The 14,519-nt window shown below is 69.6% G+C and carries 15 protein-coding genes (1 of these 15 cut by a window edge); 7 read left to right on the top strand and 8 right to left on the bottom strand.

The annotated features are described in order from the left end of the window. From QFZ67_RS30805 to QFZ67_RS30795, 3 genes are all read left to right on the top strand, one after another. Positions 1 to 692, top strand: the 3' portion of a protein-coding gene (locus tag QFZ67_RS30805; RefSeq protein WP_307664327.1) for a sporulation protein. Its footprint begins 91 nt before the window's first position; 692 of the gene's 783 nt are visible here — the last part of the coding sequence; the start codon falls outside the window, past its left edge; it ends in the stop codon at positions 690 to 692. 64 nt (positions 693 to 756) lie between these two features. Further along, on the top strand, positions 757 to 1,287 hold the full coding sequence (locus QFZ67_RS30800; RefSeq protein WP_307664326.1) for a YbhB/YbcL family Raf kinase inhibitor-like protein: 531 nt from the start codon (positions 757 to 759) through the stop codon (positions 1,285 to 1,287). A gap of 155 nt (positions 1,288 to 1,442) precedes the next feature. Continuing rightward, entirely contained in the window at positions 1,443 to 1,952 is a 510-nt protein-coding gene (locus tag QFZ67_RS30795; protein ID WP_307664325.1) for an HNH endonuclease, read from the top strand. Positions 1,953 to 2,006: 54 nt separating this feature from the next. Here the strand turns inward: QFZ67_RS30795 and QFZ67_RS30790 are convergent, their stop codons facing one another. The 4 genes from QFZ67_RS30790 to QFZ67_RS30775 all read right to left on the bottom strand — a co-directional run bounded on the left by QFZ67_RS30790 (position 2,007) and on the right by QFZ67_RS30775 (position 5,230). After that, positions 2,007 to 2,774: a sulfite exporter TauE/SafE family protein gene (locus QFZ67_RS30790; RefSeq protein ID WP_307664324.1), complete on the bottom strand. Its 768-nt coding sequence runs from the start codon at positions 2,772 to 2,774 to the stop codon at positions 2,007 to 2,009. A gap of 58 nt (positions 2,775 to 2,832) precedes the next feature. After that, positions 2,833 to 3,798 (bottom strand): SPFH domain-containing protein, encoded by a 966-nt coding sequence (locus QFZ67_RS30785; RefSeq protein ID WP_307664323.1) that lies wholly within the window; start codon positions 3,796 to 3,798, stop codon positions 2,833 to 2,835. Between the two features lie 91 nt (positions 3,799 to 3,889). Next, entirely contained in the window at positions 3,890 to 4,318 is a 429-nt protein-coding gene (locus tag QFZ67_RS30780; protein ID WP_307664322.1) for an NfeD family protein, read from the bottom strand. Between the two features lie 114 nt (positions 4,319 to 4,432). After that, the gene (locus tag QFZ67_RS30775) at positions 4,433 to 5,230 is read right to left on the bottom strand and encodes an ABC transporter ATP-binding protein (protein WP_307664321.1); all 798 of its coding nucleotides are present in this window, start codon (positions 5,228 to 5,230) and stop codon (positions 4,433 to 4,435) included. 136 nt (positions 5,231 to 5,366) lie between these two features. Between QFZ67_RS30775 and QFZ67_RS30770 the strand changes: the two genes are divergently transcribed. Beyond that, entirely contained in the window at positions 5,367 to 6,155 is a 789-nt protein-coding gene (locus QFZ67_RS30770; protein ID WP_307664320.1) for a hypothetical protein, read from the top strand. A gap of 349 nt (positions 6,156 to 6,504) precedes the next feature. Here the strand turns inward: QFZ67_RS30770 and QFZ67_RS30765 are convergent, their stop codons facing one another. The 3 genes from QFZ67_RS30765 to QFZ67_RS30755 form a co-directional block, all read right to left on the bottom strand. Further along, positions 6,505 to 6,750: a chaplin family protein gene (locus tag QFZ67_RS30765; RefSeq protein WP_307664319.1), complete on the bottom strand. Its 246-nt coding sequence runs from the start codon at positions 6,748 to 6,750 to the stop codon at positions 6,505 to 6,507. 138 nt (positions 6,751 to 6,888) lie between these two features. Next, positions 6,889 to 7,521, bottom strand: a complete 633-nt coding sequence (locus QFZ67_RS30760) for a response regulator transcription factor (protein ID WP_307666026.1) — start codon at positions 7,519 to 7,521, stop codon at positions 6,889 to 6,891. Between the two features lie 40 nt (positions 7,522 to 7,561). Further along, on the bottom strand, positions 7,562 to 8,707 hold the full coding sequence (locus tag QFZ67_RS30755) for a GAF domain-containing sensor histidine kinase (RefSeq protein WP_307664318.1): 1,146 nt from the start codon (positions 8,705 to 8,707) through the stop codon (positions 7,562 to 7,564). A gap of 174 nt (positions 8,708 to 8,881) precedes the next feature. Here QFZ67_RS30755 and QFZ67_RS30750 point away from each other — a divergent pair, with 174 nt between their 5' ends. The 3 genes from QFZ67_RS30750 to QFZ67_RS30740 all read left to right on the top strand — a co-directional run bounded on the left by QFZ67_RS30750 (position 8,882) and on the right by QFZ67_RS30740 (position 11,682). Continuing rightward, a complete protein-coding gene (locus QFZ67_RS30750) occupies positions 8,882 to 9,580 on the top strand; it encodes an SDR family oxidoreductase (RefSeq protein ID WP_307666025.1) in 699 nt (232 codons plus the stop codon). Further along, positions 9,577 to 10,665: an S-adenosylmethionine:tRNA ribosyltransferase-isomerase gene (locus tag QFZ67_RS30745; protein ID WP_307664317.1), complete on the top strand. Its 1,089-nt coding sequence runs from the start codon at positions 9,577 to 9,579 to the stop codon at positions 10,663 to 10,665. The genes QFZ67_RS30750 and QFZ67_RS30745 overlap by 4 nt, the downstream gene beginning before the upstream one ends. A 276-nt stretch (positions 10,666 to 10,941) precedes the next feature. Further along, positions 10,942 to 11,682, top strand: coding sequence for a transglycosylase SLT domain-containing protein (locus QFZ67_RS30740; protein WP_307664316.1), 741 nt, complete (start codon positions 10,942 to 10,944; stop codon positions 11,680 to 11,682). An 84-nt stretch (positions 11,683 to 11,766) separates the two neighbouring features. On the opposite strand, the gene QFZ67_RS30735 is transcribed toward QFZ67_RS30740, so the two are convergent. Next, positions 11,767 to 14,328: an FHA domain-containing protein gene (locus tag QFZ67_RS30735; protein WP_307664315.1), complete on the bottom strand. Its 2,562-nt coding sequence runs from the start codon at positions 14,326 to 14,328 to the stop codon at positions 11,767 to 11,769. Between the last annotated feature and the right edge of the window lie 191 nt (positions 14,329 to 14,519).

Raw genomic sequence — 14,519 nt, 5'->3', positions numbered from 1 at the left:
TCGTCCAGGGCGAGGTGCGCATCCAGGGCGGTTCGGTGGATCAGCAGATCGAGGGGCTCTCCGTCGGTCTGCAGGCGCGGGTCGAGGTCGAGGGCGGTGACCAGGAGGTCAAGCAGGACATCGAGTTCACCAAGCAGCGGCTGGGTGACGCGTTCGAGGTGAAGGCCGGGGCGGTGCACGTGGTGCCGTTCGGTCTGGAGATTCCGTGGGAGACCCCGGTCACCAGCATCCAGGGCCAGCAGCTGCGCGGGATGAACATCGGTGTGACGACGGAGCTGGAGATCGCGCGGGCCGTGGACTCGGGCGACCTGGACCCGATCAATGTGCACCCGCTGCCGGCGCAGCAGGCGATCCTGGACGCCTTCATCCAGCTGGGCTTCCGCTTCAAGAGCGCGGACATGGAGCGCGGGCACATCCGTGGGACGCGGCAGCGGCTGCCCTTCTACCAGGAGATCGAGTTCTTCCCGCCGCAGCAGTACCGCGGGCTGAACCAGATCGAGTTGACCTTCGTCGCGGACGACCGCGAGATGGACGTCATCCTCGAGATGGACAAGAAGCCGGGGCTGTTCAGCGAGGGCAGCGACTCGTACAAGGCCTTCAAGGTGGGGCACCACGACTTCCAGTCGACCGACTGGGCGGCGTACCTCAACCAGTGGCTCGCGGACGTCGGTGGGCGTCGTAACTGGCTCTAGGCTCGGATCAGGCAGGGCAGGCAGACCGACAGACAGGCAGAACAGCCGAATCGGAGGTTCAGACGTGACCGAGCTCAAGAGGGCGCCGCTTCCGCACGACTTTCATCCGGCGGTGCCGTCGTTCACGGTGGTGAGTGATGACATCGCGCCGGGGTCGGTGCTGAAGGACGCCCAGGTCTACGCGGCGGGCAACACCTCGCCGCACCTGCGGTGGGAGGGTTTCCCGGCCGAGACCAGGAGCTTCGCCGTGACGTGCTTCGATCCGGATGCGCCCACGGGCAGCGGGTTCTGGCACTGGGTGCTCTTCGACATCCCGGCGTCGGTCACTGAGCTGCCTGCGGGTGCGGGCAGCGGGAAGTTCGAGGGGCTGCCCGAGGGCGCGGTTCAGGTCCGTAACGACTATGGGTCGAAGGACTTCGGCGGCGCCGCTCCGCCGGCCGGTGAGAACCACCGCTATGTGTTCACGGTGTACGCGGTGGACAGCGAGAAGCTCGGCCCGGACGCGGATGTCCCGCCCGCGGCCGTGGGGTTCAATCTGCGGTTCCACACGCTTGCCCGTGCGCAGCTGATCGCCGAGTACGAGGGTCCCTCGTAGAGCTCAGCGTTCGTTTCTTGTTTGCCCTGCCCTGGTCTTGGAGAGATCAGGGCAGGGCATCTTTTATTGCGTTGTCCATCTCGGCGCGCCCGGCCAGAGTTGATCCAAGCCCAAGGCCCGCAACGGGCTGGGCCGGCGAACGGGAGGTGGGCGAGATGCGTGACACGCTGGTGCTGAATGCGAGCTTCGAGCCGCTGTCGACGGTGACACTCAACCGTGCTGTGGTTCTGGTGCTGCAGGACAAGGCCGTGGTCGAGCAGGCCCACCCCGGACTCCGTGTGCGCGCCGCCGCTGTCGATCTTCCGGTGCCCCGGGTGATCAGGCTGTGCCGCTATGTCCGGGTGCCGTTCCGAAGACAGGCGCCGTGGTCGAGGCGGGGTGTGCTGGTACGGGACCAGCACCGGTGCGCGTACTGCGGTAGGCGCGCCACGACCGTGGACCACGTGGTGCCGCGGTCGCACGGTGGTGCGGACAGCTGGCTGAACACGGTGGCGTCCTGCGCCGAGGACAATCACCGCAAAGCGGACCGTACGCCGGAGCAGGCGGGGATGCCGCTGCTGCACCAGCCCTTCGTACCGTCTCCGGCGGACGCGATGCTGCTCGGGATGCGGGTCGGTGAGCGGTCGGAGCTGCCGGGGTGGCTGGCGGCCCAGCCCGCCGCGTAACGCGAGAACCAGTCGGTGAAGGCCCGCTCTCGGACGAGGGCGGGCCTTTGTGCGTCAGCGGAGCAGCAGCTGGACGATGGCGACGGTGCCGACCGCCACGATCAGCGCGCGCAGCGCGGTGGGCGGGAGGCGGCGGCCGATCTTCGCGCCGAGCTGGCCGCCGATGGCGGAGCCGACCGCGATCAGCAGGACGGCCGTCCAGTCGAAGTCCGCGACGAAGAGGAAGAAGAGCGCGGCGATGCTGTTGACGACGGCGGCGAGGACGTTCTTGGCGGCGTTGAGGCGCTGCATGGTGTCGTCGACCAGCATGCCCATGAGGGAGATGTAGATGATCCCCTGGGCCGCGGTGAAGTAGCCGCCGTAGACGCTGGCGAGCAGCAGTCCGGTGAACAGGAGCGGGCCGCCATCGGGGTGGGTGTGGGTGCCGTTGTGGTCGCGGCGGCGCTGGACGGCCTTGGCGATGCGCGGCTGGAGGATCACCAGGATGAGGGCGAGCGCGACCAGTACCGGCACGATCGTCTCGAAGGCCGTGGGGGGAAGCATCAGCAGGAGTACGGCTCCGCTGATGCCGCCGATCGCGGCGGCGATGCTCAGGCGCAGGAGGCGGCTGCGCTGGCCGGTGAGTTCGGCGCGGTAGCCGATGGCTCCGCTGACCGAGCCGGGGATCAGGCCGAGGGCGTTGGAGACGGTGGCGGTGACCGGGGGGAGGCCGGTGGCAAGGAGCACCGGGAAGGTGATCAGCGTTCCCGAACCGACGATGGTGTTGATCGTGCCGGCGCCGATACCCGCGGCGAAGACGGCGAGCATCTCCCAGATGGTCACGGTGAGCCCCTCGATGATCGGTGCCGGGTGCACCGATCATGCCTGAGGGTCTGCCTGGTCAGTCGATGGGGGGCTGCTCGCGGCGCTCCGTGCCGTTGCCGCCGCCGGAGTTGCCGGATCCGGATCCTGAGCCGCCGCCCATGCCTGCCATCGGATTGAAGTTGCCCATGGCGCCGCTGAGGCCCTTGAGCGCGTCGCCGATCTCGCTGGGCACGATCCAGAGCTTGTTGGCGTCGCCCTCGGCGATCTTCGGGAGCATCTGGAGGTACTGGTAGGCGAGGAGCTTCTGGTCGGCGTCTCCGGCGTGGATGGACTCGAAGACCGTACGGATGGCCTGGGCCTCGCCCTCGGCGCGCAGCGCGGCCGCCTTGGCCTCACCTTCGGCGCGCAGGATCGCGGACTGCTTCTCACCTTCGGCGGTGAGGATCTGCGACTGGCGGATGCCCTCGGCGGTGAGGATCGCGGCGCGCTTGTCACGGTCGGCGCGCATCTGCTTCTCCATCGAGTCCTGGATGGAGGTGGGCGGCTCGATCGCCTTGAGCTCGACACGGTTGACGCGGATGCCCCACTTGCCGGTGGCTTCGTCGAGGACGCCGCGCAGGGCCGCGTTGATCTCCTCGCGGGAGGTCAGGGTCCGCTCCAGGTCCATGCCGCCGATGATGTTGCGGAGGGTGGTGACGGTGAGCTGCTCGATCGCCTGGATGTAACTGGCGACCTCGTACGTCGCGGCCCGGGCGTCGGTCACCTGGTAATAGATGACCGTGTCGATGTTGACCACCAGGTTGTCCTGGGTGATCACCGGCTGGGGCGGGAAGGGGACGACCTGTTCACGCAGGTCGATGCGGTTGCGGATCGAGTCGATGAACGGGACGACGATGTTCAGGCCCGCGTTGAGGGTGCGGGTGTAGCGCCCGAAGCGCTCGACGATGGCGGCACTGGCCTGCGGGATGACCTGGATCGTCTTGATGAGGGCGATGAAGACCAGCACCACCAGAATGATCAGGACGATGATGATCGGTTGCATCGTGTTCCCTGTGCCCTTCGCTGCCGGATGATTCTGATGATCGAGTTTCCCAGAACACGGCCTGGTGTGGGGGGCGTTCGGCTTCTCTTGGTCACATGACCACGGCGGTGGCTCCGTCGATCTCCACGACGTCGACCTGCTGGCCCGCCTCGTAGGACATGTCCGCGTCGAGTGCGCGTGCGGACCATACCTCGCCGGCGAGTTTGATCCGGCCGCCGCTGCCGTCGACCCGCTCCAGGACGACGGCCTGACGGCCCTTCAGTGCGTCGATCCCGCTGGCGAACTGGGGGCTCTGGGATCTGTGACGGGTCGCGATGGGGCGTACGACCGCGATGAGTGCGACGGACACCACGGCGAAGACCAGCACCTGGGCCACCGTGCCGCCGCCGAGCGCCGCGACCACGGCCGCGGCCACTGCTCCGGCGGAGAACATTCCGAATTCGGGCATCGCTGTCAGGACGAGCGGAATGCCCAGTCCGACCGCGCCGATCAGCCACCACACCCATGCGTCGATTTCCACATGGTCATGGTAGGTCCGCCGGTCGTGGCAGGGACAGTGGGCGACGGCAGGGTCCGGATCAGGTCAGCCGCTCCGGCCCGGGACCGTCGGTCAGCCGAGCGGGAGGCCCTGTGGTCAGCCGAGCGGGAGGCCCTGGGCGGTCCAGCGCTCGCCGTTGCTCTCGACGAGGAGCGGGAGGCCGAAGCAGAGCGAGAGATTGCGCGAGGTCAGCTCGGTCTCCATGGGGCCGGCGGCCAGCACCTTGCCCTGACGGATCATCAGGACATGGGTGAACCCCGGAGCGATCTCCTCGACATGGTGCGTGACCATGACCATGGAGGGGGCGTACGGGTCGCGGGCGAGGCGGCCGAGGCGGCGGACCAGGTCCTCGCGGCCGCCGAGGTCGAGACCGGCGGCCGGCTCGTCCAGGAGCAGCAGCTCGGGGTCGGTCATCATCGCGCGGGCGATCATGGTGCGCTTGCGCTCGCCCTCGGAGAGCGTGCCGAACTCGCGGTCCAGGAAGTCGGTCATGCCGAGCCGGTCGAGGAAGGCGCGGGCGCGCTCCTCGTCGACGGCGTCGTAGTCCTCGTGCCAGGTTGCGGTCATGCCGTACGCGGCGGTGAGGACGGTCTGCAGCACGGTCTGGCGCTTGGGCAGCTTCTCGGCCATGGCGATGCCGGCCATGCCGATGCGGGGGCGGAGCTCGAATACATCGACACCGGCGGTGCCGAGGCGCTCGCCCAGGATCTTCGCCGTGCCGGTGGTCGGGAAGAGGTAGCTTGACGCGATGTTGAGGAGGGTGGTCTTGCCGGCGCCGTTGGGGCCGAGGATGACCCAGCGCTCGCCCTCCTTGACCGACCAGGAGACGTCGTCCACCAGAGCGCGTCCGTCGCGGACCACGGATACGTCCACCAGCTCCAGTACATCGCTCATGAGCGCGTTGTCTCCCCATGCAATCGTCTTGAGGTAGTTGGGGGGCGTTTGTGCACCTGTGGGCGCGGCTCCCAGGGAAAACCTACGCCACCGGTCGGGTGGCCCGGTCCCCCGGTCCGGTCCCTAGGCTGGGTCCATGCTTTCCGAACCACGCTCAGGACGGCTGGCCGCATGGGGAAATGCCCTGTTGGCCGGATTTGTATCACCGGATGACGCGGCGCTCGCCATCGTCGGCGACGACGCGGTGCACCGGGTGGAGGGTCTGCCGGGCGAGGCGGGCCCGGTCGGGCTCACGCTGGCGCTGGGGCGGCTGCGTGCGCTCGGGGTGACCGGGTACCGGGTCGCGCTGCCCGCGCCGGGGCATCCGCTGGGGCTCAGCGGGCCACCGGAGTTCAACGCGCGGGCGCTCGACGCGGAAGAGGCGGTCGTCGCCTCGGGCGCGGCGTACGGGCTGGTGCCCGAGGTGTACGAGGCGGGGCCCGCGGGTGATCAGCATGTGGAGGTCGTCTGGCACTGCCTGCCGGTACGGGAGGCGCCGCCCGCGGACGTGCCCTCGCTCGGGGAGGCGGAGCGGGAGCTCGCTGAGGCGCTGCGGGACGCGACGGAGGTGCTGTCGCGGCTCGATGTGGCGGCGTCGGGCCCGGTGGCGGAGGCGGCGATCGACGCCTACCGGGCGCGGGCCGAGCGGGGCCGCGAGGCGCTGGCGCCCGGGTATCCGCCGCGGGCGGTACGGGTGTTGGAGCTGGCTCAGCGGGTCGGGCTGCTGGTCTCGGTGGCGTACGAGAACGGCCACGGCGGGGCGGTGAGCGCATCGGAGATGTCGGCGCGGGTGGAGGCGCTGCGCCCGGTGGAACGGGTGGCGAGACGGGCACAGGTGGCGGCGTACAACGCGTACGTGGAGGAGCGCGAACGCGGATCGCGCTGACGCGGGGCGCGGATCGCGCTGACGCGGGAGTCCGGGCCGCGGCTCCGGGGCGCCCGGTGCCGTGCGGTGCGGATTCCGGGGCTCCTCCGAGCCCGGGGCGGTGCATGGGTTCGCCCGCGGGACCCACCACCGGGCAGCAACCGCCAACGTCCCCTGACCCACGCCAACCACGAACGCTGGAAACCGCGAAACCACCCACCGGACAGCACCACCAACGCCCCCGGCCCACGCCAACTATGAACCCTGGAAACCGCGAGACCCACCACCGGACAGCACCACCAACGCCCCCGGCCCACGGCAACCACGAACCCTGGAAACAGAGCGGGTGGTTGCCGTGGGGCGTGACCCGTCAGCCGTTGTAGCCGTAGTTCCCGAACGCCGGGTTGAGGGCGCCGATCACGTTCACGGTGTTGCCGACGACGTTCACCGGGACGTGGACCGGCACCTGAACCACGTTGCCGGAGGCAACGCCCGGGGAGCCCGCAGCCGTGCCGTCCGCGTGCGCACCGGTGGTGGCGGACGCGACACCCGCGCCGGCGGCGACGAGGCTCCCGGCGACCATGGTGAGGGCAGCGGCCTTCTTCAGGTTCTTCACTTCGAAATCCTCCTGAGCGTTCGCTGCGGCCGGCCGCCGCAGCACGCCATGGACAACGGCGCCGAGTCGATCAGGATGCGCCGGACAGGTGACATCCACCCGACGGTATGAATCTCAGACCGGAGCGAGACGGACCGGTTAGCTCGTCAGGCCATGCCGGACGGCCCACAGCGCCGCTTGGGTGCGATCCGCCAGGTCCAGCTTCATCAGAATGTTCGAGACGTGTGTCTTGACGGTTTTCTCGGACAGGACGAGCGCCCGGGCGATCTCACGGTTGGAGCGGCCGTCCGCGATCAGGCCCAGGACCTCCTTCTCGCGTTCGGTGAGGGTGCCGCCGCGCCCCGTGCCGTTGCCCGGGGCGTCCTGCGCCAGGAGCGCGCCCGCAACCTCAGGCTGGAGCAGCACATGGCCCGCGTGTACGGAGCGGATCGCCCCGGCCAGCGCCTCCGGGTCCACGTCCTTGTAGACGTACCCCGACGCGCCCGCGCGCAGGGCGGGCACGACCGTACGCTGTTCGGTGAAGCTGGTGACGATCAACACCTTCGCGGGGTTGGCGAGTTCGCGGAGTTTGCGGAGCGCCTCGATGCCGTCGGTGCCGGGCATCTTGACGTCCATCAGGACCACGTCCGGCTTCAACTCCTCGGCGCGGGCGACCCCTTCGGCCCCGTCCGCGGCTTCACCGACGACCTCGATGTCGTCCTGGATCTCGAGGAAGGTACGCAGGCCCCGGCGGACCACCTGGTGATCGTCGACCAGCAGCACACGGATCATCCCGGTCTTCGAAATCCCGGTCTTCGAACTGGGCACATCGTCAGCCACCGGGGGCCTCCATCTCGATCGTGGTGCCTTTTCCGGGCGCCGATTCCACGGTGAGCCTTCCACCGACGCCGCTCGCCCGGTCGCGCATCGAGACCAGTCCCAGATGGCGGCCGGCCCGGCGGACCGTCCTCGGATCGAAGCCCTTGCCGTTGTCCGTGACGCTGAGGACCGCGCCCTGGCCGCGGCGGACCAGGACCACGTCGACCTCGCCGGCGCCGGAGTGCCGCAGTGCGTTGTGCAGGGCCTCCTGGGCGACCCGGAGCAGGGCCTCCTCCTGCGCGGCGGGCAGCGCACGGATGCCGCGGGTGTCGAAGGTGACCCGCGCGGTGTGCGCCCGGTCCAGGACCTGGATCTGCGTACGGAGAGTGTTGACCAGGCCGTCCTCGTCGAGGGCGGCGGGGCGCAACTCGACGACAGCGGCGCGCAGTTCGTCCGCGGCCTCGGCGGCGAGCTCCGCGATCTGCTGCAACTCGCCCTTGGCGCGGGCGGGGTCGCGGTCCACGAGCGCGGCCGCGGCCTGCGCGGTCAGCCTGAGCGAGAACAGCTTCTGGCTGACCGCGTCGTGCAACTCGTGGGCCAGGCGGGATCGTTCCTCCGCGATCGTGAGCTCACGGCTGCGTTCGTACAGCCGGGCGTTGGTGAGCGCTATCGCGGCGTGCTGGGCGAGGATCGAGAGGAGCTCCTCGTCCTCGGCGGTGAAGCCGCAACCGCCGTCCGGCTTCGGGCACCTCTTGTTGGCGAGGAAGAGCGCGCCGATCGTCTCGTCGCCGTCCTTGACGGGCAGACCGAGGAAGTCGGACATGTCCGGGTGGGCGGACGGCCAGCCCTCGAAGCGGGGGTCCTTGCGCACATCCGCGAGGCGCTCCGTCTTCGCGTCCCGGAGCATCGCGGCGAGGATGCCGTGCTGCCGCGGGAGCGGGCCGATCGCCTTCCACTGCGCGTCGCTCACGCCGTCGACCACGAACTGGGCGAAGCCGCCGTGGTCGTCGGGGACGCCCAGCGCCGCGTACTCGGCGTCGAGGAGCTCGCGCGCCGAGGCGACGATCGTCTTCAGCACGTCACGCACCTCGAGATGCCTGCTCATCGCGAGGAGCGCGGTGCTCACGGCGGCGAGGCCGGAACCGGGTCGGTGACTCATGACCTCACCGTACCGGCGGGCTGTGACAGTCCGTATCGGGCCGGGGACGGGCAGCCGCATGGGGCTGTGGACGTAGGTCGAAGTTCCTTGGCGGGTGGGGTCCCGGGCACGAGGCGGCGGGCGTGGCCGCGTTCCTAGGTTGGGGCCAAAGACGCGGACAAGGGGATGGACATCATGCCGGTAGCGGTGATCACCGGGGCTTCGAAGGGGCTGGGGCGCGCGCTCGCGACCGCTCTCGCCCGGCGCGGCTGGGACCTGGTGCTGGGCGCCAGGACCGCGGACGTACTTCAGGAGAGCGCGCGAGGCATCGGCGCGCACGGGACACGGGTGGTGGCGGTGGCGGGCGACGTCACCGATGCCGGGCATCGCGGGGAGCTGCTGGCCGCGGCCCGTGGGCTCGGCGGGCTCGACCTGCTGGTGAGCAATGCGAGCGCGCTCGGTGCCGAGCCGCTGGTGCGGCTGGAGGCGCTGCCGCTGGAGGGGCTGCGGGCGGCGCTGGAGACCAACGTGGTCGCGGCGCTCGGTCTCGTACAGGAGGCACTGCCGCTGCTGCGGGCGGCGGACGCGGGCACGGTGATCGCGGTCAGCTCGGACGCGGGGGCTGAGGCGTACGAGACGTGGGGCGGCTACGGAGCCTCGAAGGCGGCGCTCGACCACCTCGCCGCGGTCCTGGCGGTCGAGGAGCCGGAACTGCGGGTGTGGACGGTCGACCCGGGTGACATGCAGACGGATCTGTACGCGGCCGCCGTCCCGGAGGACGAGGACCCGCGCCCGGCGCCGGAGTCGGTGGTGCCGGGCTTCCTGCGGCTGCTCGCCGAGCGGCCGGTGAGCGGGCGGTACGCGGCCCCCGCGCTCGCGGAGTCGGCCCGATGACAGCCGTGCCAGGAGGAACAGCCGTGCTGGATGCTCTGCGGGTGCCCGAGGAGCTCTCGGCCCGGGTGCCGGCGGAGGTGCGCGGCTCCGGGCGGGACGACGTACGGCTCATGGTCTCGCGCGGGACCGAGGTCTCCCACCACGCCTTCCGGGACCTTCCCGGCCAGCTGCGCGCCGGTGACGTCCTGGTGGTCAATACGTCCACCACACTGCCCGCCGCCGTGGGCGGGCGGGTCGGCGGCGCGGTCGTCGTCGTGCACTTCTCGACGCGCGGGGACGACGGGCGCTGGGCGGTGGAGCTGCGCCGCCCCGACGGATCGGGCAGCACCCTGCCGCGCGCCGGCGGTCCGTCAGGAGCCGTCGTACGGCTTCCGGGGGGCGAACACCTCGTGCTGGAGGAGCCCCTTGCCCCTGGCGCGGACCGGCTGTGGTGGGCTTCGGTCTCGGTGGACGTACCGGGGCTGCTGCGCCGGTACGGACGGCCGATCCGGTACGGGTACACGGCCCAGGACCAGCCTCTGTCCGCGTATCAGACGGTCTTCGCGCTCCCCTCCCCCGGCGGCGCGGGCTCCGCGGAGATGCCGAGTGCCGCGCGGCCCTTCACGGCGCGGCTGGTGGCGCAACTGGTGAGCCGGGGCGTGCAGTTCGCGCCGATCACTCTGCATACGGGGGTGGCTTCGGCCGAGGCGCACGAGCCGCCGTACCCGGAGCGCTTCGAGGTGCCTGCGACGACGGCGTGGCTGGTGAATACCGCTCGGGTGGGCGGAGGCCGGATTGTCGCGGTCGGCACGACGGCCGTACGCGCCCTGGAGTCGGCGGCGCGCCCCGACGGCGTGGTGCATGCGGCATCGGGCTTGACGGACCTGGTCATCACGCCGAGGCGCGGGGTGCGCGCCGTGGACGGGCTGCTGACCGGGCTGCACGAGCCGGAGGCATCGCATCTGCTGATGCTGGAGGCCATCGCCGGGCGGGAGGCGCTGGGCCGCTCGTACGGGGAGGCGCTGCGGCATCTCTACCTCTGGCACGAGTTTGGCGACAGCCACCTCATACTTCCGAATGAAAGCCATCACCCTTTGCATTGCTGAAGCAACGCACGGTGAGATTGGCACTCGCCCAATGTGAGCCCGCACATAGGACGCACGTCACTTACGAACCACTCTAGTGGACACATAAAGGACGTGTGAGCGGGGACTCAATGGGCAAATGGGCGTCTTCGCGACACCCATATCCACTACCGCGGGTCGTACGTCACACCTTTGCCACAGCTTTTTGCTGCCGCTAAGAATTGCGTCCGTCGCCGCCGAGGAGCGCAGCGCCTCCCCGGCCTGATGCGACTTCCGCTATTCGAACGAGGTATCTGTATGTCCGCGTCCAGCACCCGTATGACCAAGACCCACAAGGTCTCGATCGCCGGTATCGCCGCCGCCGGCGTCGCAGCCCTCACGTTCTCCCTCGTCCCCGGCAACGCTTCCGCCGAGACCGAGTCTGTCAACGCCGCGCAGACGACCGCTGCGCAGGCGGCCATCGCCAAGCAGGAGTCGGCTGCTGCCCAGCAGAAGGCGGCTGCCGCGAAGAAGCAGGCCGCTGCCGCGGCGAAGGCCCACGCCCAGACCGTGGCTCACGCCAAGTCTGTGGCCCACGCCCAGGCCGTGGCCCACGCCAAGGCCAAGGCGAACGCCGAGGCCAAGAAGAAGGCTGCCGCCGCTGCCGCCAAGGCCGCCGCGAAGAAGCGCGCTGCCGAGCAGGCCGCCAGCCGCGCCGCCGCCCGCAAGCCGGTCTTCGCGAACAACCTTGACGGCTGGATCAAGGAGTCGCTGTCCATCATGAAGAAGCACGGCATCCCCGGCACCTACGACGGGCTGCACCGCAACATCATGCGTGAGTCCAGCGGCAACCCGAACGCCATCAACAACTGGGACATCAACGCCATCAACGGCGTCCCGTCGATCGGCCTGCTGCAGGTCATCAAGCCGACGTTCGACGCGTACCACGTCGCCGGTACCCCCAACAGCCAGTACGACCCGGTCGCCAACATCACGGCCGCGGCCAACTACGCCGCCGACCGCTACGGCTCGATCGACAACGTCAACAGCGCCTACTGAGTCTCAGCAGGACAGCCGCAGGACATACGCCGAAGAGCGGCACCCCACACGGGGGTGCCGCTCTTCGGCGCACTGCGATGGCCCTTACTTGCGCATGACCTCAGGCTCGTGGCGGCGCAGCAGTCGCGCGACCGCGACGCCGCAGATGACGCCGATCACAAGCAGGATCGTGATGTTCAGGCCCCACTGGCCCGCCGAGTGCTCCCACAGCGGGTCCAGGTCCTCGGGCTTGTTCGGGTCCCACGGCGGCATCAGATGCGACAGGTCGAGCGTCGCACCCGCGCCGGCGATGGCCCAGCGGGACGGCATCAGCCAGGCGAACTGCTCCAGGCCGGGCGAGCCGTAGACCTGGAAGAGGATGCCGGTGAAGACGACCTGGACGATCGCGAACATGACCAGCAGCGGCATGGTCTTCTCGGCGGTCTTCACCAGCGAGGAGATGACCAGGCCGAACATCATCGAGGTGAAGCCCAGAGCGATGACGACAAGGCAGATCTCGACGGCCGGCGGCATGATCAGGCCCTCTTCGGGCAGGTCGCGGGTGGCGAAGCCGATGCCGCAGATGATGACGCCCTGGATGGCCGTGATCACGCCGAGGACGATCACCTTGGACATCAGATACGCCGAGCGGGCCAGACCGGTGGCCCGTTCCCGTTCGTAGATGACCCGTTCCTTGATCAGTTCTCGTACGGAGTTGGCCGCGCCCGAGAAGCACATGCCGACCGCGAGGATCAGCATGATCGTGCCGGCGTCGCCGTTGAACTTGTTCGGCGGCGTGGGCGGCGCGAGGCCGAACTTCGCCGGGATGACCACGCTGACCAGACCGAGGACCGCGGGCAGGATCACCATCAGGCCCAGGAAGCCCTTGTCGGACGCGATGACCGAGGAGTACCTGCGGATCAGCGTCCACAGCTGGGAGCCCCAGCTCTGCGGCTTCGGCGGGCGCATCTGCTGCGCGGGCGGCATGTGTACCTGCTGCGCGGCAACGGCGTCGATGTCCGCGGCGTACATCTGGTAGTGCTGCGAGCCGCGCCAGCGGCCCGCCCAGTCGTAGTCACGGTAGTTCTCGAACGCCGAGAAGACATCGGCCCAGGTGCTGTAACCGAAGAAGTTGAGCGCTTCCTCCGGCGGCCCGAAGTACGCGACCGAGCCGCCCGGGGCCATGACGAGGAGCTTGTCGCAGAGCGCCAGCTCGGCCACGGAGTGGGTGACCACCAGGACGGTGCGGCCGTCGTCGGCAAGGCCGCGCAGCAGCTGCATGACGTCGCGGTCCATACCCGGGTCGAGGCCGGATGTCGGCTCGTCCAGGAATATCAGCGACGGCTTGGTCAGCAGCTCGAGCGCGACGGAGACGCGCTTGCGCTGACCGCCGGAAAGCGAGGTGACCTTCTTTTCCTTGTGGATGTCGAGCTTGAGCTCGCGCAGTACCTCGTCGATACGGGCCTCGCGCTCGGCCTCGGCGGTGTCGCCGGGGAAGCGGAGCTTGGCGGCGTACTTGAGCGCCTTACGGACGGTCAGCTCCTTGTGCAGGATGTCGTCCTGCGGGACCAGTCCGATGCGCTGGCGCAGCTCGGCGAACTGCTTGTAGAGGCTGCGGTTGTCGTAGAGCACGTCGCCCTGGTTGGCGGGCCGGTAGCCGGTGAGCGCCTTGAGCAGGGTGGACTTGCCGGAGCCCGAGGGGCCGATGACGCCGATGAGCGACTTCTCCGGTACGCCGAAGGAGACGTCCCGCAGGATCTGCTTGCCGCCGTCGACCGTCACCGTGAGGTGGCGGGCGGAGAAGGAGACCTCACCGGTGTCGACGAACTCCTCGAGCCGGTCGCCGACGAGGCGGAAGGTCGAGTGGCCGACGCCGACGATGTCGTTCGGGCCGATGAGCGCCGTGCCGGACTTGGCGATCGGCTGGCCGTTGACGTACGTGCCGTTGTGGGATCCGAGGTCGCGGATCTCGAAGCGGCCGTCGGGCGTGGCCACGAACTCGGCGTGGTTGCGCGAGACCTGAAGGTCGGAGACGACCAGTTCGTTCTCGAGCGCACGACCGATGCGCATCACCCGGCCGAGGGCCAGCTGATGGAAGGTGGTCGGGCTGCGGTCCCCGTACACCGGCGGAGCCCCCGCGACACCGCCGGCGCCACCCGGTCCCTGCTGGTGCGGGACCTGTGCCTGCGGCGGCTGTTGCTGCCAGGCCTGCTGCGGTTGTTGAGCCGGCGCCTGCTGAGCGGCCGCCCAGCCGGGAGCGCCCTGCTGCTGCGGCTGCTGGACCGGGGCCTGGTGGGCCGGGGCCTGCTGCTTGGCCGCCTGCTGCTGAGGGGCCGCGCCCTGCGCGCTGTACGCGCCGGCTGCCGCGCCCGAGAGGTTCAGCCGCGGACCGTCGGTGGCGTTGCCCAAGTGCACTGCCGAGCCGGGGCCGATCTCCATCTGATGGATCCGCTGGCCCTGCACGTATGTGCCGTTGGTGCTGCCGTGGTCCTCGATCACCCAACTGCGGCCGCCCCAGCTGATGCTGGCATGCCGCCACGAGACCCTGGCGTCGTCGACCACCAGGTCGCCCTGCGGATCACGTCCCAGGGTGTACGACCTGGACGGATCGAGAGTCCAGGTCCTTCCGTTCAATTCCAGTACGAGTTCCGGCACTCCATGCCCCACTACTTGTCCCCCGAGTTACCCCCATCACAGGGAGTCTAGGGATGGCGAACATCGTGAGGAACTATTTCAGGCCCGGTCCCGCATCCGAAAGTCGGGCCTTGTGAATACCGCGTTCGGGATGCCCGTTGACGGAGGAGAAACACGCCCGGAGAGTGGTAAGCGCCCACCAGTGCGTACGGATCATGCGTGAG

The organism is Streptomyces sp. V1I1 (assembly GCF_030817355.1).
In the GTDB taxonomy this organism is placed as follows: Bacteria; Actinomycetota; Actinomycetes; order Streptomycetales; family Streptomycetaceae; genus Streptomyces.
The sequence above is the reverse complement of the archived record's forward strand: the minus strand, read 5'-3'. Positions and strand labels throughout refer to the sequence as shown.

What these genes read in the sequence shown, in the direction of transcription:
- QFZ67_RS30760 (WP_307666026.1), bottom strand. Translation starts at nt 7,521, where the DNA reads ATGATCCGTGTGCTGCTGGTCGACGATCACCAGGTGGTCCGCCGGGGC.
- QFZ67_RS30785 (WP_307664323.1), bottom strand. Translation starts at nt 3,798, where the DNA reads ATGCAACCGATCATCATCGTCCTGATCATTCTGGTGGTGCTGGTCTTC.
- QFZ67_RS30745 (WP_307664317.1), top strand. Translation starts at nt 9,577, where the DNA reads ATGACAGCCGTGCCAGGAGGAACAGCCGTGCTGGATGCTCTGCGGGTG.
- QFZ67_RS30770 (WP_307664320.1), top strand. Translation starts at nt 5,367, where the DNA reads ATGCTTTCCGAACCACGCTCAGGACGGCTGGCCGCATGGGGAAATGCC.
- QFZ67_RS30740 (WP_307664316.1), top strand. Translation starts at nt 10,942, where the DNA reads ATGTCCGCGTCCAGCACCCGTATGACCAAGACCCACAAGGTCTCGATC.
- QFZ67_RS30775 (WP_307664321.1), bottom strand. Translation starts at nt 5,230, where the DNA reads ATGAGCGATGTACTGGAGCTGGTGGACGTATCCGTGGTCCGCGACGGA.
- QFZ67_RS30755 (WP_307664318.1), bottom strand. Translation starts at nt 8,707, where the DNA reads ATGAGTCACCGACCCGGTTCCGGCCTCGCCGCCGTGAGCACCGCGCTC.
- QFZ67_RS30795 (WP_307664325.1), top strand. Translation starts at nt 1,443, where the DNA reads ATGCGTGACACGCTGGTGCTGAATGCGAGCTTCGAGCCGCTGTCGACG.
- QFZ67_RS30750 (WP_307666025.1), top strand. Translation starts at nt 8,882, where the DNA reads ATGCCGGTAGCGGTGATCACCGGGGCTTCGAAGGGGCTGGGGCGCGCG.